The 17970-nt window shown below is 60.8% G+C and carries 22 protein-coding genes and 1 other RNA gene; 6 read left to right on the top strand and 17 right to left on the bottom strand.

Features of this window, described 5'->3' with window-relative positions; all coding sequences use genetic code 11:
- Positions 1 to 2 precede the first annotated feature (2 nt).
- Positions 3 to 740, bottom strand: a complete 738-nt coding sequence (gene truA / locus AC0L8G_RS02215; RefSeq protein WP_473386368.1) for a tRNA pseudouridine(38-40) synthase TruA — start codon at positions 738 to 740, stop codon at positions 3 to 5.
- 36 nt (positions 741 to 776) lie between these two features.
- On the opposite strand from truA, the gene lepB reads away from it, so the two are divergent.
- A complete protein-coding gene (gene lepB / locus AC0L8G_RS02220; protein ID WP_473386370.1) occupies positions 777 to 1517 on the top strand; it encodes a signal peptidase I in 741 nt (246 codons plus the stop codon).
- 1 nt (position 1518) lies between these two features.
- On the opposite strand, the gene fmt is transcribed toward lepB, so the two are convergent.
- On the bottom strand, positions 1519 to 2451 hold the full coding sequence (fmt, locus tag AC0L8G_RS02225) for a methionyl-tRNA formyltransferase (protein ID WP_473386372.1): 933 nt from the start codon (positions 2449 to 2451) through the stop codon (positions 1519 to 1521).
- Positions 2452 to 2482: 31 nt separating this feature from the next.
- On the bottom strand, positions 2483 to 3001 hold the full coding sequence (gene def, locus AC0L8G_RS02230) for a peptide deformylase (RefSeq protein WP_473386374.1): 519 nt from the start codon (positions 2999 to 3001) through the stop codon (positions 2483 to 2485).
- A gap of 160 nt (positions 3002 to 3161) precedes the next feature.
- On the opposite strand from def, the gene rmuC reads away from it, so the two are divergent.
- Entirely contained in the window at positions 3162 to 4961 is a 1800-nt protein-coding gene (gene rmuC, locus AC0L8G_RS02235; protein ID WP_473386376.1) for a DNA recombination protein RmuC, read from the top strand.
- Positions 4962 to 4971: 10 nt separating this feature from the next.
- Here the strand turns inward: rmuC and AC0L8G_RS02240 are convergent, their stop codons facing one another.
- The gene (locus AC0L8G_RS02240) at positions 4972 to 6408 is read right to left on the bottom strand and encodes a DNA recombination protein RmuC (RefSeq protein WP_473386377.1); all 1437 of its coding nucleotides are present in this window, start codon (positions 6406 to 6408) and stop codon (positions 4972 to 4974) included.
- Positions 6409 to 6502: 94 nt separating this feature from the next.
- Between AC0L8G_RS02240 and AC0L8G_RS02245 the strand changes: the two genes are divergently transcribed.
- Positions 6503 to 7702, top strand: coding sequence for a glycosyltransferase family 87 protein (locus AC0L8G_RS02245; protein WP_473386379.1), 1200 nt, complete (start codon positions 6503 to 6505; stop codon positions 7700 to 7702).
- A gap of 91 nt (positions 7703 to 7793) precedes the next feature.
- Here AC0L8G_RS02245 and recR read toward each other — a convergent pair whose 3' ends face one another.
- From recR to ffs, 8 genes are all read right to left on the bottom strand, one after another.
- The gene (gene recR / locus AC0L8G_RS02250) at positions 7794 to 8399 is read right to left on the bottom strand and encodes a recombination mediator RecR (RefSeq protein ID WP_473386381.1); all 606 of its coding nucleotides are present in this window, start codon (positions 8397 to 8399) and stop codon (positions 7794 to 7796) included.
- Between the two features lie 5 nt (positions 8400 to 8404).
- Positions 8405 to 8830: a hypothetical protein gene (locus AC0L8G_RS02255; protein ID WP_473386382.1), complete on the bottom strand. Its 426-nt coding sequence runs from the start codon at positions 8828 to 8830 to the stop codon at positions 8405 to 8407.
- Positions 8831 to 8843: 13 nt separating this feature from the next.
- A complete protein-coding gene (locus tag AC0L8G_RS02260; protein WP_473386384.1) occupies positions 8844 to 9164 on the bottom strand; it encodes a YbaB/EbfC family nucleoid-associated protein in 321 nt (106 codons plus the stop codon).
- Positions 9164 to 9703 (bottom strand): hypothetical protein, encoded by a 540-nt coding sequence (locus AC0L8G_RS02265; RefSeq protein ID WP_473386388.1) that lies wholly within the window; start codon positions 9701 to 9703, stop codon positions 9164 to 9166. The genes AC0L8G_RS02260 and AC0L8G_RS02265 overlap by 1 nt, the downstream gene beginning before the upstream one ends.
- 35 nt (positions 9704 to 9738) lie before the next feature.
- Entirely contained in the window at positions 9739 to 10956 is a 1218-nt protein-coding gene (locus tag AC0L8G_RS02270) for a DNA polymerase III subunit gamma/tau (RefSeq protein ID WP_473386390.1), read from the bottom strand.
- Between the two features lie 60 nt (positions 10957 to 11016).
- On the bottom strand, positions 11017 to 11283 hold the full coding sequence (locus AC0L8G_RS02275; protein ID WP_473386393.1) for a helix-turn-helix transcriptional regulator: 267 nt from the start codon (positions 11281 to 11283) through the stop codon (positions 11017 to 11019).
- 5 nt (positions 11284 to 11288) lie between these two features.
- On the bottom strand, positions 11289 to 11696 hold the full coding sequence (locus tag AC0L8G_RS02280) for a hypothetical protein (protein ID WP_473386394.1): 408 nt from the start codon (positions 11694 to 11696) through the stop codon (positions 11289 to 11291).
- Between the two features lie 129 nt (positions 11697 to 11825).
- An RNA gene (ffs, locus tag AC0L8G_RS02285) (signal recognition particle sRNA small type) lies at positions 11826 to 11925 on the bottom strand.
- A gap of 155 nt (positions 11926 to 12080) precedes the next feature.
- Between ffs and AC0L8G_RS02290 the strand changes: the two genes are divergently transcribed.
- Positions 12081 to 12569: a hypothetical protein gene (locus tag AC0L8G_RS02290; protein ID WP_473386396.1), complete on the top strand. Its 489-nt coding sequence runs from the start codon at positions 12081 to 12083 to the stop codon at positions 12567 to 12569.
- 39 nt (positions 12570 to 12608) lie between these two features.
- Positions 12609 to 13517, top strand: coding sequence for an NAD(+) diphosphatase (gene nudC / locus AC0L8G_RS02295; protein ID WP_473386398.1), 909 nt, complete (start codon positions 12609 to 12611; stop codon positions 13515 to 13517).
- Between the two features lie 9 nt (positions 13518 to 13526).
- Here the strand turns inward: nudC and AC0L8G_RS02300 are convergent, their stop codons facing one another.
- Together AC0L8G_RS02300 and AC0L8G_RS02305 are read right to left on the bottom strand one after the other, a co-directional pair.
- Complete coding sequence (locus AC0L8G_RS02300; RefSeq protein WP_473386400.1) at positions 13527 to 13820, bottom strand: DUF1330 domain-containing protein; 294 nt, start codon at positions 13818 to 13820, stop codon at positions 13527 to 13529.
- A 10-nt stretch (positions 13821 to 13830) separates the two neighbouring features.
- Positions 13831 to 14688 (bottom strand): prephenate dehydratase, encoded by an 858-nt coding sequence (locus AC0L8G_RS02305; RefSeq protein ID WP_473386402.1) that lies wholly within the window; start codon positions 14686 to 14688, stop codon positions 13831 to 13833.
- A gap of 276 nt (positions 14689 to 14964) precedes the next feature.
- Between AC0L8G_RS02305 and AC0L8G_RS02310 the strand changes: the two genes are divergently transcribed.
- Positions 14965 to 15597, top strand: coding sequence for a c-type cytochrome (locus AC0L8G_RS02310; protein WP_473386403.1), 633 nt, complete (start codon positions 14965 to 14967; stop codon positions 15595 to 15597).
- A gap of 85 nt (positions 15598 to 15682) precedes the next feature.
- Here the strand turns inward: AC0L8G_RS02310 and AC0L8G_RS02315 are convergent, their stop codons facing one another.
- From AC0L8G_RS02315 to AC0L8G_RS02325, 3 genes are all read right to left on the bottom strand, one after another.
- Positions 15683 to 16006 (bottom strand): YbjQ family protein, encoded by a 324-nt coding sequence (locus AC0L8G_RS02315; RefSeq protein ID WP_473386405.1) that lies wholly within the window; start codon positions 16004 to 16006, stop codon positions 15683 to 15685.
- A 95-nt stretch (positions 16007 to 16101) separates the two neighbouring features.
- Complete coding sequence (locus AC0L8G_RS02320; protein ID WP_473386407.1) at positions 16102 to 16536, bottom strand: hypothetical protein; 435 nt, start codon at positions 16534 to 16536, stop codon at positions 16102 to 16104.
- A 9-nt stretch (positions 16537 to 16545) separates the two neighbouring features.
- Positions 16546 to 17829 (bottom strand): hypothetical protein, encoded by a 1284-nt coding sequence (locus tag AC0L8G_RS02325; protein WP_473386408.1) that lies wholly within the window; start codon positions 17827 to 17829, stop codon positions 16546 to 16548.
- Between the last annotated feature and the right edge of the window lie 141 nt (positions 17830 to 17970).

Below are 17970 nucleotides of genomic sequence, written 5' to 3' on the forward strand. Positions count from 1 at the left end.
GATCAATATTCGGCGCGCACGAAATACAGGCCGTCAGGCGGCGCCACCGGCCCGCATCGCGTCCGGTCCGCCGCCTCCAGCGCCGCCTTCACATCGCGCGCGCGCCATTTGCCCCGGCCCACCTCGACCAGAGTGCCGACAAAGGAGCGCACCTGGTTGTGCAGGAACGACCGCGCAGCGCAGCGCAACACAACCTCTTCGCCAAAGCGCGACACGGAAATTTCATCTAGCGTTTTCACCGGCGACGCCGACTGACATTTGATCGAGCGGAAGGTGGTGAAATCATGCTTTCCCACGAGCAATTGCGCGGCGGCGTGCATCGAATCCGCGTCCAGCCGGTGCGACACCCGCCAGACCCGTCCGGCATCGAGCGCCAGCGGCGCGCGGCGGTTGACGATGCGATATTCATAAGCGCGCCCGATGCATGAAAATCTTGCATGAAAATCGTCCGGCGCAATCTCGGCCGACAAGATCGAAATCGGATGCGGGCGCATATATTGGTTGATGGCGTCGCGCACCGTGTCTGCGGGAAATGATTTTGCGATGTCGATATGCACGGCCATGGCCAGCGCATGAACGCCCGCATCGGTGCGCCCCGCCGCATGCGCCGTGATCGCTTCTCCGCAAAACGCCTTCGCCGCCGCTTCCAGAACGCCCTGAATCGACGGGCCGTTGTCCTGGCGCTGCCAGCCGACAAAATCCGTGCCTTTATACTCAATGATCAGTTTGTAACGCGCCATGGCGGTTGCTATATTTCCAACTTGATGGAGGACGCAATGCTGTCGAGAAATTCCTGGCGAAGCTTACGGTCGGAAATCCTTTTCTTCGCCTGCATTTTCCTGGCCTTTATGGCGTTCAGGACCACCGCCTACGGCATGTATTACATCCCGAGCGAGAGCATGCTGCCGACGCTCGCCGTCGGGGACCGCATCCTCGTCAATAAATTCGCCTATGGCTATAGCCGCTATTCCCTGCCCTTCTCGGTCGGGCCGGAAGTGGAAACCCCGACCGGCCGAATAATGGGACGCTTGCCGGCGCGCGGCGATCTCGTCGTTTTCAAGCACCCTCACAATAGCGACACGCTGATCAAACGGGTCATCGGCCTGCCGGGCGACAAGATCGAACTCCGCGACGGACGCCTCTATCTGAATGATCAGGAGATCCCGCGCCATCTCGACGAAACATTCAGCTATCGCGAACATCAAGGCGCGGTCGCCACGGTCGGCGCCTTCACGGAAAACCTTCCCGGCGCGCGCGCCCATGCAATCTATGAACGCGGCGACCATCGCCGCGGCGATAATTTCGGCCCCGCCATCGTGCCGGACAACAATCTGTTTGTGATGGGCGACAATCGCGACAATTCTCTCGACAGCCGGTTCGGAGCGCCCGGCGTTGGCTTCCTGCCGGTCGAGAACCTTGTGGGCCGCGCGGAAACCATGCTGTTTTCGCTCAACATGCAGCGCAAGGAAGACGGGCTGAAACATTTACGCCGCCCGTTATTGGCGCCGCTGAACTAGGTCACGAAACCCGCGCGCCTGCTTCAAGCGCAAACCCGCGCAGAAATTCTTCCGCGCCTTGCGCGCGTTTGCCAGCGCGCTGCGCCGTCACGATTTCCAGCGCGCCCTCGCCACAGGCGATGACCAATTTTTGATCCGTATCGAGAGCATCACCGGGCGCGCCAGCGCTCTCGCCGACGCCAGCGAGGGGCCGCGACATCAACACTTTGACGCGCGCGCCATCCGCCTCAAACCAGGCGCCGGGAAAAGGCGAGAGGCCGCGCACATGCCGGTCGACCTCAACCGCCGGACGCGCCCAGTCAATGCGCGCTTCATCCGAGGAGATTTTATGGGCGTAAGTGACGCCCTCCTCGCCTTGCGGCGTCGCGGTCAGCGCCCCGCGCGACAAGGCGGCCAGCGCGCGCGGTCCAAGCTGGGCGGCGACGGCGGAAAGCTTGTCATGCAAGGTGCCCGCGGTGTCGTCATTGGCGATGGTCACGGTTTCCGACAACAAGACCGGGCCCGTATCGAGGCCCGCTTCCATCTGCATGACCTGTACGCCGGTCACGCTGTCGCCGGCCATGATCGCGCGTTGTATCGGCGCCGCGCCGCGCCAACGCGGCAATAAAGACGCATGCAGATTAAGGCAGCCATAGCGCGGCGCATCGAGCACCGCCTGCGGCAGGATAAGTCCGTAAGCAACGACAATGGCGACATCGAGTTCTAGCGCGCGAAAAGCGTCGATCTCCGCTGGCGATTTGAAGTTTTTCGGCGTGCGCACTTCAAGACCGAGGCTTTCCGCCAGCTTGTGCACCGGCGAGGGCGTCAACTTTTGCCCTCTGCCGGAAGGCGTCGGCGCCCGCGCATAAACCGCAGCCACCTCGTGACCAGCCGCAACAAGCTCAGCCAGAACCGGGGCGGAAAATTCCGGCGTTCCCATAAAGGCGAGGCGCATCGGTCAGCTCCGGCGATGGGGCGGCGCGCCGTCAGGACGCAGCGGCGAGGCGTTGTTCTTTTTTGAGTTTTTTCAGCACGCGGTCGCGCTTCAAACGGGACAGATGGTCGATGAAGAGCACGCCCTCCAAATGGTCCATCTCATGCTGGATGCAGGTGGCGAGCAGGCCTTCCGCCTCCAGAATCTGTTCATTCCCGTCATAGTCGAGATATTTCACGCGGCAGGTCGAAGGCCGCTCCACCTCGTCATAATATTCCGGGACCGAGAGACAGCCCTCTTCATAGACATTCATCTCTTCGGAAGGGTCGAGAATTTCCGGATTGACGTAAAAGCGCGGCTCGGGCTCTTCGTCCTTGCCGGCGAGATCCATCACGATCACCCGAAGAGGAACGCCGACCTGGATCGCGGCGAGGCCAATGCCCGGCGCGTCATACATCGTCTCCAGCATGTCATCCATCAGCACGCGCAATTCGTCATCGACCTTGTCGACAGGCTTGGACACCTGGCGCAGGCGCGGATCGGGTGCGGTCAAAATCTCTCTAATGCTCATGCCATTCACCTATGTCTCGGCCTCGCATGCGTCAAGTCGCGCGAGAGCTCAGGCTTCGCAACTGCGGGGGGAAACATGGTTAACGCTAAACCCTCGCTTTTTATGGGGTTTTCCCATAAGGTGCATGGGTCATGTGGTGTTTCGTGTTGGGGTTTTGACGATGCAGACGCACGCGCTGTCGGTGCAGGCCGACGAACCCGGGGCTGCGGGAGAAACGACGCAGGCCGTCACCGGCCTTTCCGAACCGCTGATCAGCGGCCCGGCGCCGGCCCTTTGGGCGGGCGCGGGCGCCTTTCTGCTCATCTTCCTTGTCGGGATGATCCTGATCATCAGAGGCCGCGTCACGCCCGCCAAATCGCATGGCGGCAAAGGCGATTCCCGCGCCTATTTCGAACCCGCCGGCGAAGACGCTGAAATCATTTTCGATGAAGACGAAACGCCAGAGCCCGCCAGAGCGGACGCCAAGGCGGACAGAAGCGATCATTGGCGAGACGACGAAGCAACCGACACGGAAATCACGATCGATCCCGATCATAAAGGCGGCTCGCTGCACGAAGACGCGCCTGAGCTTGAGGAAGAACCGGAAGCGCTGGCCGCAGAACTCGCGCCCGAAAAACCGGAGAAAAAGAAAAAGTCCGCTTTCGCCGGTCTGTTCGGCAAAAAGCCCGAGCCGGAACCGCAAGAAGACCTCGATGACGAAGCTTTTTATGCGGACGAAAGTGAAGAGCCCGGTTTCTTCGCCCCGGAGGTGGAAGACGCGGAGCCCGTCGCCGAGCCGGAACCATCGCCGCTACGTCAGCCCCCAGCGCCGATTCCTTCACCGATTGCAGCGGCCGAAGCCGCGCGTGTCGCGCATGCTGAAGAAGCCGCGCAACTGGCCCTGAAACGCGCAGAAGGCGCAGAGTCGCTTGCGCGCGATTTGAAGCGGGCCAATGAAGACGCCCAGAACGTCATGAAGATCGACCTGCGCAAACAGGAAGCCGCGCTCGACCAGCGGGCCGCCGCCATGGCCGAACTGGAGCGCCGTCTCGCGGCCATGTCGGGCGAGTTTCAAGAACGCATCGACGCCGTCAGCGCGAAAGCGGAAAAGCTCGCGGAAAACGCGCCCGCAAGCGCGCCGCTGGCGGCCTATCAGGACGCGCCGGGCGGCGTTTCCGAAGAACATTTCGCGGAATTCGCCAATCTGATGGGCGAACAGTTTGATGCGCTGCGCGGCGCCGTGAACAGCGCCGTCGACAAGCTTTCAAAGCGCCTGGACCATTTGCCGGCCGCGCCCGGCGCTGGCGCGCCAACCGCCGCACGCATTCAACTATCAGACCTTTTAGGCGATGCGCTGGCGCCGCAGCGCTACAAGCTGCGCCACAAACTCTCAACCGGCCGCACCGCCGAAGCGGCGATCATGATGCCCGGACCGCTGGCGCCGATCGCCGTGGATGCGCGCTTTCCCGTGGAGGCGTTCGACGCCTGGCATTTGTCGCGCAATGCCGGCACGGAAACGGAGCTGCGCCGCGCGGTCCTGCGCAATATCGCCGATGCCGGCGAGAAGCTGATCTCGCCTGAAGAAACCGCCGATTGCGCGATGATGTTCATCCCGTCGGAAAACATCCTGTCGGAGATGCATGCGCATTTCTCTGACCTCGTTCAGGAAAGTTATCGCGCGCGGGTGTTCATGGTCTCGCCCACATCCTTGATGGCGGCGCTGCATACGATCAGCGCTGTGATGGCAGGCGCCGGCGTGAAAGAGACAAGCCCGGCTAATCTCATCGAGGAATTGCAATCCCTGCGCGACCGCGTCGCCATGCTGGAAAGCCAGCGGTCAAATGGGGCGTCGCCTGCGAAAGCGGAAAAACCCGCTGCGCCGACGCTGCATCAACCCGCAGAATATACCGCCGCGCTGGAAACGCCGCCACGCAAATCCGGCGAAAGCAGCGACGACAGATTGCCGTTTCCGCTGCGTTAGGAACGCCCGCTCAGGCGGCGTCTTCGCGGCCATCATCATCAGGCGCGGTTTCACTGCTCACATCGCGCAGCACGCGCGGCGCATCCTCCACCAGCGTCACAGCCTCGATGTCGGATTCAATGCCGGGGATTTCATATTCTGCAAATTTGCGCGCCCGCGACAGCACCCGCGATTCAAATCCGCCCACGGTCGAATTGTATTTCTTCAGCGCTGACGACAGCGCATTGCCGACCCCGGACAGGTTTTTGCTCATCACCTGTAGGCTGTCATAGAGATCCTTCGCCATGGCGGCGACGGCTTGCGCATGTTCGGTCATTTTTTCCTGACGCCAGTTGAGCGCGGCTGATTTCAGCATCGCGATCAGGATTGTCGGCGACGCGATCAGAATTTTCCGGTCGAACGCATCCTGATAGAGTTGCGGGCGCGCCTCCAGCGCGGCGGAGAAATAATTCTCGCCGGGCACGAACATCACCACATAGTCTAGAGAGTCGCGCAGGGACGACGCATATTCTTTCGCCGACAGGCTCTTCACATGTTTCCACAGATCGTCCGCATGCCGCGCAAGATGCGCCATGCGGGCGTCTTCGCCTTCCGCCTCGATCGCATCGAGATAAGCGCCGAGAGAAACCTTGGAATCGACCGCTACAACGCGCCCGCCGGGCAGACTGACCACCATGTCAGGCTGCTTGCGGCGCTTTTCCGCATCGTCATGGCTCGCCTGTTCGACGAAATCCACATAGGCGGTCATGCCCGCAATTTCGACCACATTGCGCAGTTGTTCTTCGCCCCAGCGGCCGCGGGTTTTCGGACCGGCCCGCAGCGCCGTCGCAAGCTTTTGCGCTTCGGCGCGCACATCATGGGTTTGTTTGGCAAGCTCGCCGATCTGGCTGGTCAAGGCGCCGCGCGATTTGAATTGCTCATCGCGCATTTCCGCGAGACCTTTTTCATAGCGCACCAGGGTCTCGCTGACCGGCTTCAGCAAATCATCAAGCGCCTTTTGCCGCTTGTCGCCTTCGCTTTGCGCATTCTCGCTATAGCGCTGAAACGTCTCCGCCGCGCGCTTCAAAAATGCTTCATTGGCGCCGTCCAGCAATTGCGCCGTGGTCGCCTTGAACTCCGTCTCCATACGGACTTTCAGCTCGTCCAGCGCGCGCTGGCGCTCTTCGAGCTTCACCGCATTGGCGGCGGCGTTTTGCTCAAGTTGCGCCCGCAATTGCCGCTCGAGAGACAGCTCATCGCGCATCGCGTCAAAATTGCTGGTTTGCTCCCGCGCCGCTGCGAGATTGATGCGGGTTTCCTCCAGCTCGCCGCGCAGGCGCTGGGCGCGCTTCGCCTCGCGCCGCGCCTGGATGATGAAAAACACCACGCCAATGAACAGGAACAGCGCCAGCCAAAGGGCCGGACCATCAATCGGGAAGCCCGCTCGGGCAAGCGCATCAGTGAACATTTCGAGAACCTAGCCGATTCGCCAGGGCCGGGGAAAGCGCTCATTTTCCCGGCTCATAAGGGTTTCTTTAACCGTAAGCCCTAGGGTCCCGGCCATGGGATCGCTGGTTTTCAACAGGCTCGACAGGCTTGCGGATTTTCGCCTCACCGCCCGCCAGACAAGGCTGGGCGCGGCGATCATCGCGCTCACCCTTGCGGCCGTCGCACTGGCGCAGATCCTTTTGGCCAAGGGCTATGTGACGCCGGCGGGCACGCCGGTCGGCGGCGACTACGCCGCCTTCTGGACCGCCGCAAAAGCCATGGCGGCCGGCGACGCGGCGGCGATCTATGACCCGGCGGCGTTTCAGGACTGGCTGGCGCGCATCGCCCCGGCGCAGGAACGCTGGGGCCTCTCCTGGCAATATCCGCCCACCTATTTCTTCGTCATCAGCGCGCTGGCGCTGCTGCCCTATGGGCTCGGCTATGTGCTGTGGAGCGGCGGCGGCCTCGCGCTGTTCGCCGCGTCATCGCGCGCGGCGGGCGTCAAAGGCGCGGCGCTGTTGGTCATGCTCGCGGCGCCGGCCTTGTTTCAAACCTTTATCACCGGCCAGAACGGATTTCTCACCGCCAGCCTGTTGCTCGGCGCAACCTTGCTGCCCGACAAGCGCCCGCTTGTAGCCGGGGCTTGCGCCGCTTTGCTCACCATCAAGCCGCAGCTCGGCCTGCTCATTCCCATCGCCTATATCGCCGGCGGGCATTGGCGCGCATTCGGCGCAGCGGCGGTTGGCGCCGTCCTGCTTGCGGGCGCGAGCGTCGCCGCATTCGGATTTGCTCCGTGGGCGGCGTTTCTCGACAGCATCATCGGCGTCAGCGGCCGGGTCAGCGGCGGCGTCATGCCGCTCTTTAAAATGCCGACATTGTTCGCGGCGTTTTCGCTGGCCGGGTTCCCGGCTTCGGTCGCCGCAGCGCTGCATCTTATGGGCGCGGGCGCCGCCGCCTGGGCCACATGGATCATCTGGCGGCGCCATGATAACCGCGCACTGAAAGCCGCCGTCATATGCGCCGGGGCGTTTCTGGTCGCCCCTTACGCCTATTATTACGAGCTGACGATCATCGCGGCGCTGGTTGCGCTGCTCGCCATGGAAGCGGCGCGTGACGGCTGGCGCAGGCATGACCATTTGCTGCTGGCGGGGTTGTTCCTGCTGCCTATGCTGCTGCCGGGCGAACCGGCGCAGACAGGTTTCAATCTTTCCTTTGTCGTGACGGTGATGGCGTTTGTTTTTGTGTTAAGGCGTCTACAGCCAAAACATCAATAACCCGGTCATTCCCGCGAAAGCGGGAATCCAGAAATTGCAATGCAGTTCTTTTCCTGTGGATCCCCGCCTTCGCGGGGATGAGCGGAAAAAGCTAAAACGAACGCCGCGCCTTCATTGCGGCCGCCAGCGTTCCTTCATCGAGATAATCAAGCTCACCGCCCACGGGGACGCCCTGGGACAAGCGCGTGACATTGACGCCCGCGCTTTCAATATGGTCGGTGAGATAATGCGCCGTGGTCTGACCATCGACCGTGGTGGGAAGCGCCAGCACGATTTCACTGACCAGCCCTTCCTTGGCCCGCGCGATCAGCGCGCCGATGTGTAGATCGTCGGGGCCAACGCCATCCAGCGGCGACAGCAAGCCGCCAAGCACATGATAGCGGCCCTTATGGGCGCCCGCGCGCTCCAGCGCCCATAGATCGCCCACATCCTGCACCACGCAGAGGACAGATGAATCACGGTCCGTGTCGGCGCAGACGGCGCAGGGGTCAATGGAATCCCAATTGCCGCAGACCGCGCAGGCCTTGACCTTGTTCGCCGCGTCATCAAGGGCGAAGGCCAGCGGGCGCATCACCGGCTCGCGTTTTTTCAGAAGATAGAGCGCCGCGCGCTTGGCCGAGCGCGGACCCAGCCCCGGCATTTTTGCAAGGAGATCAATCAGGCGCTGTAACTCGGGACCGATGGGAGAAGCGGGCATAAAGATCAATGCTCATCTTTTGGAATGACTGGGTTTTTGTAGGGCTCCCAAGGTACAAAAACGTCCTTGTGTGTAAATTGTTTCGGCTTTTCTGGGTGTGGAATTTTTACTGAAACGGTAAACCCAAGCGGCTGTTGCCTTGGGTGTTGCTCGACAAACGCTCGAGCACTTTTCAAATCTTCGGGATACCGCTGCCGCCGCTCGAGCGAACGATATGTGAAGCCGTGCTCATACAAAAATTGCACAGTTATCCATTTTTCTATGTCCGTTTTCTTTGGTGGTTGAAATTTGCGCCCTAGGTCAACCGCTGCCCCGCCGCAGTCAGGACATTTGCGTACAAACACATATTTTTCTGACTGGCGCTTAAATGACTTACGACAATGAAAGCAAGCGAAGGCTAACATGTAATCATTTTTGATGCGCTCGGTCACAGGGGCCCAACACCTAAAACGGCAACTTCATACCCGGCGGCAGGGGCAAGCCCGCCGTCATTTTTTTCATCTGCTCTTCGGAGAGCTTTTCTAGTTTCGCTTTCGCATCATTGATCGCCGCGGCGATGAGATCTTCGAGGATTTCCGCGTCGTCTTCCTTCACCAGCGAGCGCTCAATCGCGACGGCTTTCGCATAGCCCTTGCCGGTGAGGACGACTTTGACCATGCCTGCGCCGGCTTCGCCGGTGGCCTCGAGCCCGGCGATTTCTTCCTGCATTTCCTGCATCTTGGCCTGCATCTGGCCGGCCTGTTTCATGATCTCGTTCAAATCCATTACGCTTTTCCTGTTTCCTTGCGCGCCGCGATCGCTTCGGCAACCGCCTCGTCATCGGGGTCGATGGGCGCGTCTTCTTCCAATTCGTCGGGCGCCGGCGAGATCGTGTTTTCAGGCTCGCGGATCGACGTCACTTCCGCCCCCGGAAACAGCGACAGCGCCTTTTGCACCATCGGATGCTCCATCACTTCGCGCGTGCGCGCATCGCGCACGGTCTCCGCGCCTTGATGCTCCGACGTGACGGAAATGATCCACGCCTTGCCGGTCCATTCTTTAAGGCGCAGGGTCAGCCGATTGGCGAGGTCGCCGGGTGCGGCGTCATGCAGGCGCAATTCAATGCGGCCGGGCGCAAACGAAACGATATGCACATAGGCTTCGAGTTCTGTTCGCAATTTCGCATCGCGCTTTTCACCGGCCAGCCGCACAACGTCTTCGAAGGCGCGCAAATAGGGTGAGCCGTCCGCCGGGCGCTGGGACATGGGCGGCATGATGTCGATGATCTGCGCCGAGGGGCGGTCTTCCGCATGCTGTGCATTCACAGGGGCGGGCGACGCAGCGGCGCCAGCATTGTTCGCTACCGGGGCGCCGGAACTATTTTTTTTAAGGCGCGAAGGGCTTCATCCGGGGTCGGCAGGTCGGCGGCGAAGCACAGGCGGATCAGCGCCATCTCGCCCGAGGCCGCCGCATCCGGCGCCATTTGGGTTTCCGTGAGGCCCTTCATCAGCAGCGACCAGACGCGGGTCAGCGCGTACATTTCCAGCCCGGACGCCAGCGCCTTGGCGCGTTCCGCATCGGCCTCGCCCGCCGGGCCATGGCCCGCCGAAGTCGGCCCGGCCGCCTTGATGCGCGTCAGAAGGTGAGTGAGGTCGAGCAGGTCGCGCAGGATCTGCGTCGGTTCCGCGCCGCTGTCATATTGCGACCGGAAATTTTCCAGCGCGGTTTTGGCGTCGCCCTTCATCGCCGCTTCGAGGAGCGCCCAAACGGAAGAACGGTCGGCGAGACCGAGCATGTCGCGCACCATTTCCGCGCTGACGCTGTCTTCACCTTGCGCCGCATGCTGAACAATCGCCTGATCGAGAATGGACAACCCGTCGCGCACGGAGCCTTCCGCCGCGCGGGCGATCATCCACAAACCGTCGCGATCAATCTTGACGTTTTCTTTCTCGGCGATGGCGGACAAATGTTCGGTCAGCACTTCCGGATCGATGCGGCGCAAATCAAAGCGCTGACAGCGCGACAGGACCGTCACGGGCAGCTTGCGGATTTCCGTCGTCGCGAAAATGAATTTCACATGAGGCGGCGGCTCTTCGAGCGTTTTCAACAGCGCGTTGAACGCCGCCGTCGACAACATGTGCACTTCGTCGATGATGTAGACTTTGTAGCGCGCTTCCACCGGGGCGTAGCGCACGCCCTCAATCAATTCGCGAATGTCGCCAACCCCGGTGCGCGAGGCGGCGTCCATCTCCATCACATCGGGATGGCGGCTTTCGGCGATGGCGCGGCAATTGAGGCCTTCGAACGGCATGTCGATTTGCGGGCCATTATCCTCGCCCTTCGGCCCCACATAATTGAGGGCGCGAGCGAGAATGCGCGCAGTTGTGGTTTTGCCGACCCCGCGCACGCCGGTGAGGATATAGGCATGGGCGATGCGGTTCGAAGCGAAGGCGTTTTGCAGCGTCTTCACCATCGGCCCGTGGCCGATCAGATCGTCGAAATTCTGCGGACGATATTTGCGCGCCAGCACCTGATAGGCGCCGCCGCTCTTGCCCTTATTCTCGTCCGTTTCCGTCATCTGAACCACTTATTCGCCCGTTGGGCCGTCCGGCGAATATGGCGGTGCGGGCGGCGCTTCTCAACCGTCCTTTTTCACCGCATTTTTCTGGAGCTTCAAAAAGGCGGCGTCTGACGCCTCTTCATATTGAAAGACCTCGTCAAAGGGGACGCCAAAGACCGCCGCGATGCGAAACGCCGCTTCAAGTGTGGGCGCATATTTGCCCTTTTCGATGGCGGCGACGGTCTGGCGGGTCATGCCGATGCGCGCGGCGAGATCGCCCTGGCTTATATCGCCATGTTCTGCGCGCAAGACACGGATGCGATTGCTGACCGGAGTTTTCCCCATAAAGGTCAGGCGCTCCTGCGATAGACAAACACCTGATAGAGGTTCTTCACCAGCTCTGACGCGGCGAGGCTGAGAAACAGAATATTGGCCATCAGATATTCACCGTGAAAAAGGGCGACGCCCAGCGCAAACAAGACAGCCATGCCAAGGATCACGCCGCCAGCCTCCTCCGCGCGCAGTTCGATCTGCCGGTCGCGTTCATCTTCCGCCTCATCAGCCGATTTCGGCGAAAAGATCGCCGCAACGATATGAGCAACCACAAGAACCACCACAAAACCGATGATCGCCCCGAACATCACACCCGTTGTGCCAGCGCCGAAACTGCCCGCTTCGTAAAGCGACCAGGCATAGCCGCCATAAATCCAGATCAGCGCCGCCAAAACGATCCACGCGCTTTTTTCCTTGAAAGTCATCCCCAGCTCCTTTGTATGTTCTGCCGTTCATTATGTTAGGTTTGTTTTACATTTTGTCAATGGAAAGCAACAAAATATGCGCCCGGACCAGAAGCCCGCATGCGTGAATGGCGAAATATCAAGGGAAAACAGGGTGGAAGACTGAACGACCCGTGTTCAAAACTCGTTGTGGCTGCTTCCTTCCGGACCTGACCAGGTTGGCGAGAAACACGTCCGCCAGCCTTCCGGGAGCCTATATCGGCGCGCAGCTTCGTGATTGCAAGTGGGCGGGATGTGATGCCCCGTGACCGGCGCCCTGTGATACGTCCCGCCGAAATTCGATTTGACCTTTGTCATCACCACATGCCGCGCTGGGCGCGCGCATCCTGAAACGGGGGACGACCCATGCAGCGCATTCTTTCACTTTTTCCCTGGGCTGGCGGGCTCTTCATCTCGGCGATCTTTGTGGATCTGCTGCGCTTCAAATTCACCGGCCATCCGACACCGCAGCATATTTTCACGACCCTTCGCGAGTGGTCCGGCATCGGCCTGTTTTATCCCGCAGGCCCGTGGGTCATCGGACTGGGCGAGTTGTTGTCATCACTCTTGCTGATCGCCCTGCCCGCGGTGTTCCTGTTCGCCGGCAAAAGACGCCTGATCGCGCCATCGCAGTTTCTCGGCGCGCTCATCGCTGTCGGGATCATGAGCGGCGCAATCTTTTTTCACCTGTTCACGCCGCTTGGCATCGAAACGCCGGTGGAATGGGCGAATGGCGAACCGACGGCCTTTTCTCCGGCGCTGTTTTACGCCGCTTGCGCTAGCTGGGTATTCGCCGCGCTCATCTTGATCATCCACAAAAGCGCCGCCCTCAGCATGTTGAAGCGCAGCGCATAAAGCTTGCACCGGCTTGACGGCCTTGCGACAAACGCCGCCATGAAACACGGGCAAAATCCAAACTGGTTCGCGAACAGCCCGCTGTCGCGCATCAATATTGAAAAAGATCAGGACGCATTTTCAAAAGCGCGCCTCGCCGATCCTGAGAGTTTGCTGCTCCCGCTTTGGCGCGGCGATCCGCTGATGGCGGACGGCAAGCCGGCATTCCTGTCGACGGCGGCGCTATCTGAATTTCCAAAAACAGCGCCGGTCATTCTACTCGGTCTGATGGGCGGACGGGCCTATTTCGCCATTGATGTTTCTGCGACGGCCGACACGCCGGAGGCCGCGCCTTTCGCCGAAATCGGCGAATACGCCTCCTTGCGCACAGCGGCCGGTATTTTAACCCGCGACGATCTCGCTATTGTCGGACAGGCGCGGTGGTTTTTTGAATGGCGCCGAAATCATCGCTTCTGCGCGATTTGCGGCGGCGAAACACGGCTCGACCCCAGCGGCGCCAAGAGCCGATGCACGCAATGCGAGGCGGAACATTTCCCCCGCATCAACCCGGTCTCAATCATCCTCGCGACCCATGACGACGCCTGCCTGATGGGGCGCGGCCATCAATTTCCCGAAGGCTTTGTGTCGGCGCTGGCCGGCTTTGTCGAAGCCGGCGAAACGCCGGAGGAATGCGCGCGCCGGGAGATTTTCGAAGAGGCCGGCGTGACGATCGACAATGTGGTCTATCAGTTTTCGCAGCCCTGGCCGTTCACCTGCTCGTTGATGATGGGCTTTCACGCCGAAGCGGCAGGACGCGAAATTACGCTGGACACGGAGGAACTCGCTGAGGCGCGATGGTTCGACAAAGCCGATGTCATCGCCGTGTTGAACGGCGAAGAGCGCGGCTTTTTCGTGCCGCCGAAATTCACCATCGCGCGGCAGTTGATTGAGTTGTGGGTGAAAGAGTAGCGCTCAGGCTTAAGGCGCGACCCATCCATCAGCGAACGCCAAAAACCCTTCCGTATTGTCTTGGCGCAAATGAATGATGGCCTGATATTCAGGCGAATTATACCATGCGCGCGCCGCATCCTTTGACGGGAATTTCAGCACAATCATGACATTCGCCGGCTCGCCTTCCGCCGCTTCGCTTTGCGGATCGACGACAAGCACTTCCGCGCCATAGGCCGCAATTGTCGGGACAACGGCAGGCCCGTATTTCGCATAACCTTCCGGATTGGTGACCCGGTAATTCGCAATCACATAGCCTGCCATGACAGCCCCCTTAGAGTGTGCGCTCGCGCGCTGTTTTATAGACGCCGAGAATTTTCAGCGACGAAGAAAAGAAACTCAGCTCTTCCAGCGCAAGGCGCACCGGCTCATGGCTCGGATGGCCTTCAATATCTGCGTAAAACATTGTCGCGCTGAACGAGCCTTCGAGCTGATAGCTCTCCAGCTTGGTCATGTTGACGCCATTGGTGGCGAACCCGCCCAGCGCTTTGTAGAGCGCGGCGGGGATGTTGCGCACCTGGAAGATGAAGCTGGTGACCACTGGGCCGTCATCGGGCGCGGCGTCCATGGGCTCGCCCGCCATCTCAAGAAAGCGCGTGGTGTTGTGGGACGCGTCTTCAATATTGTGCTTGAGGATCGTCAGCCCATAGAGTTTGGCGGCGAGTTCTGAGGCAACGACCGCTTCGTCCATATGGTTCGATTCTGCGAGGCGGCGCGCGGCGCCCGCCGTGTCGCCGGCGGTCTCTGCGCGGATATTATGGGCGTGCAGAAAATCACGGACCTGCGCCAGTGCGACGGGGTGCGAGCGGGCGACCTTGATGTCTTCCAGCTTCGCGCCGGGCTTGGCCATCAGATTATGCTCAACCGGGAGGAAGTGCTCCGCGATGATGTGCAGCCCGGCCCGCGGCAGCAAATGATGGATGTCGCCGACCCGCCCGGCGAGCGAGTTTTCCACCGGCAGCATGGCGCGCGCGGCGCGGCCTTCGGTCACCGCCTCGACCGCTTCTTCAAACGCGCCGCAGGGAAGCGGCTCGAAATCAGGCGCATAGCGGCGACAGGCCAATTCGGAAAAGGCGCCCGGCTCACCCTGATAGGCGATGCGTTTGGGTTTGGCGGCGGCGTCATCCGTCATGGTCTTTTTCCCTAAAATTCCCGCCGGTTAACCAGCAGGGGCCGCCGGGGCTTATGCACAATAGGGGCCGGGGCGGCAAGCCGCGCCCCCTGCGCCCATCCTTACGGCCCCGGATCGGTCCGTCAGAGCCTGGCCCCTAAGGCCCGCTCGCCAGCCGCGCGAAAAGGCCGCGCTCGCCGCGCCCGCTGGCCGCATTGCACGCGCCCGAGAAGACCGTTAGAAACCGCCCGACTTTTAAGCCGCCCGATAGCGGGCCGACCTTGCCGGGATGTCCCCATGAATGATCCACTTTTGAGCAACAAAATCGCCGCTGCTGTGCTGACAGCGCTGCTGCTGATTTTCGGCCTGCCGCAACTGACCAAAGCCCTGATCGGCGGCGGCGGCCATCATGGCGGCGGACACGAAGAAGAGTTGCATCTTGCCTATGGCGGGGAACTTGACCTTGGGACCAGCGCCGGACCGGTCGAAGCTGCGCCGGAAATCGATCTTGGCACGCTGCTCGCTGACGCCAGCGCCGCCGCAGGGTCGCGCCGCTCCGCGCTGTGCAAATCCTGCCATACGTTCGATGAAGGCGGCGCCAATGGCACCGGCCCCAATCTTTGGGGCGTTGTCGGACGCCCTGTGGCCAGCCATGCGGGCTTTAATTACACCAGCGCGCTGAAAGACGCCGGCGGCGCCTGGACCTATGAGCGGCTCGACCACTATCTGAAAAACTCTCAGGATTATGTCCCGGGCACGGCCATGGTCCAGCGCATCGCCAAGCCTGAGCAGCGCGCGGAAATTCTCGCCTATCTCGGTTCACTGGCCGCTGAGCCGGTTGCGTTTCCAGCCCCCGCAGCGGCGCCCGCCGCTGAAGAGGAAGACCATGCTGCGGCTGAAGAAGCCCATGGCGAACCCGAAGCGCACTAAGCTTTCATTCTTTCGCGATTGAAAAAGGCTTCGCCCATTGGCGAAGCCTTTTTTCTTGCGCCAGGCGCATTGCCGGCAAAGCCGGTCAGCGCAGCGTCACCGCCGTGCCGTTGCACGAGACGAGCAGCATCGCGCCTTTTTGCGTGTCCACCGCCTCATAGTCGATATCGATTCCGATAACCGCGTCGGCGCCGAGCCTTGCCGCTTCTTCTTCCATGTCGCGCATGGCGAGATCGCGCGCTTCGCGCAGCGCCTTTTGATATCCTTTTGAGCGCCCGCCGAGAATATCGGTGATGCCCGCGAACAGATCGCGGAAAATATTGACGCCGAGAATGGCTTCGCCGGCGACAACGCCCAGGCTTTGATGAACTTCGCGCCCCGGCGCAGAATCTGTGGTGGTTACTATCATGGATCGCCTCCCTTGCTGATCAAAGACATGGGGAAGCGGGCGACGGCTTCAAGAATTGGCGGCGCGCCATGCGCCAAACCGCCGGTGATTTGCGATTAAAAGAGGCCGAAAATCTTTTTGCGCTTGTGCTTTTTGAAATGCGCCTTGCCTTCTTTGGACTCAAGAAAGGCGCCGTAATCGATCTCGGGGCGCTCAACGCGCATTGCGGTGGCGCGAAGCCCGCGAATGAGATCGTCGCCCGACGCGGAAAAAGCCGTGGCGGCGACAAAGTCTTCGGCCTCGGACGGCAATGCGGCGTCGGCGAGTTTCTTTTTGCCGGAGAACTTCTTTTCTTTTTTCGACAGGTTTTCGCGCAGCGCGGAGAACGCCGCCGCAGCAGGCGCATCGAAATTTTCGGGAAGAAAGGCCGCGTCTTTCGGCGAATAATCGGTGCGCGGCGGCACCATGATATTATCAACGCCGCGCCCGGTCAGATGGCGCGAGGTTGTTTCGGAAAAGCCTGACCAGATCTGTTTCAGCCTGTCGCTCATGGATCTCTCCTACAATTCCGCTTTTTCGCGTTTCCATTCCAGCCCGCCATTGCGGGTGATGACGGCGACGTCGATCGGTCCGCCGACCGTCTCAACGGAATGCATCACTTTTTGCTGGAAGGAATTGAGCTTGATCAGCGAGGCCGCTGTTTCACCAAGCTCCTTGCGCGGCAGTGAATTGATCGCGCGCAGGATCGGGCGCGTATGCACTGCATATTGATAATTATCCACGGAGCGGAAAAATTCGTTCACCGCAACGCCGAGATTATTCGTGCTGTAGTCGCGGAAGATCGCGTTCTTCTGCGCGTCGCTGAGATTCGGCGTCCGCCCGACAATATCGGCGACCAGGCCGCGCGACAGTTTCAGCGTCTCGGAATAGACAAACATCCGCAGATACTGATCCATGCCAGTGAGGAATGTGCGGATCATCCGGTCCTGCGCGAAGGGCTGAAACACCGGGCCGGAATCCGCGCCGATATCAGCCTGCCGGTCGCGCTTGCGTTTCAAAATGCCCAACACCACTGACGAAGCGAGATAGGAGCGCATTGACGGGAATTTTTCTTTTGCGCCGAAACCCGCAAATACAACGCCCGTATAGTGTTCAAAGAACGCGTCCTTGACGACGGCGAACACAGCAATATCGCGCAGGCGGCCAATGGTTTCTTCGGTAACCGACAGGCCGGGAAATTCATTCTTCAGCGAGCCCACAAGGCTCTGGATCAGCTGATCGATTTCGCCGCCATAGCGCCGGCGCACCTGCTCGGCCATGCCTTTTGGAAAACATGGCAGATCGCCGCGCGGGCTGTCATCGGGGCAGCGCTGATAATCAGAATGCATTTCCCCGACGACGAATTCAAAGATCGACGCCACATGGTCGCGCACCCCGCCCGCATGCGCCTGCTGGAAGTTTTGCACCTGATAGTCGAACTCTTCCGCGAGCACGGTGAACACCACCGCCACCACTTTGAAAAATTCCGTATCCTGATGTTCCGCCGGAAACAGATCCGGATTGCCGGAAAGGAATTCCATAAAGTCTTCCGCATAGGCGGCGACGGTGTCGAGCGAACGCCCGCGCGCCTGCTCGCGATAGAGCGAGATTACGGTCTCCCACGGCGTCGACATGATTTCGGCGTTGTTATAGATCATCACCGCGATCGGCTGACCTTCAACCAGCGGAAACAACTTGTCCGCAGAGTTGTAAGTCTTGAGGTAGCGGTCGCCGGAAATGGTGACGGCGCTATCGGCGGCCATCGCCACCGCCTGACGATTCATCAACACGACTTCAGACGTCATCAGCCCCTCACGACTTCCCCGCGCCCTGCCCCGCCGGCCAAAACGCGGCCTGCGGCCCCTCGGGCCCCACAAGCGCCCGGCCGGGCGCGAAAAACGATGTTAACGGGAAATTCACCAATTGGAAACGGGCGCAGCCAAGGC

This window comes from Hyphococcus sp. D3-15 (assembly GCF_055809375.1).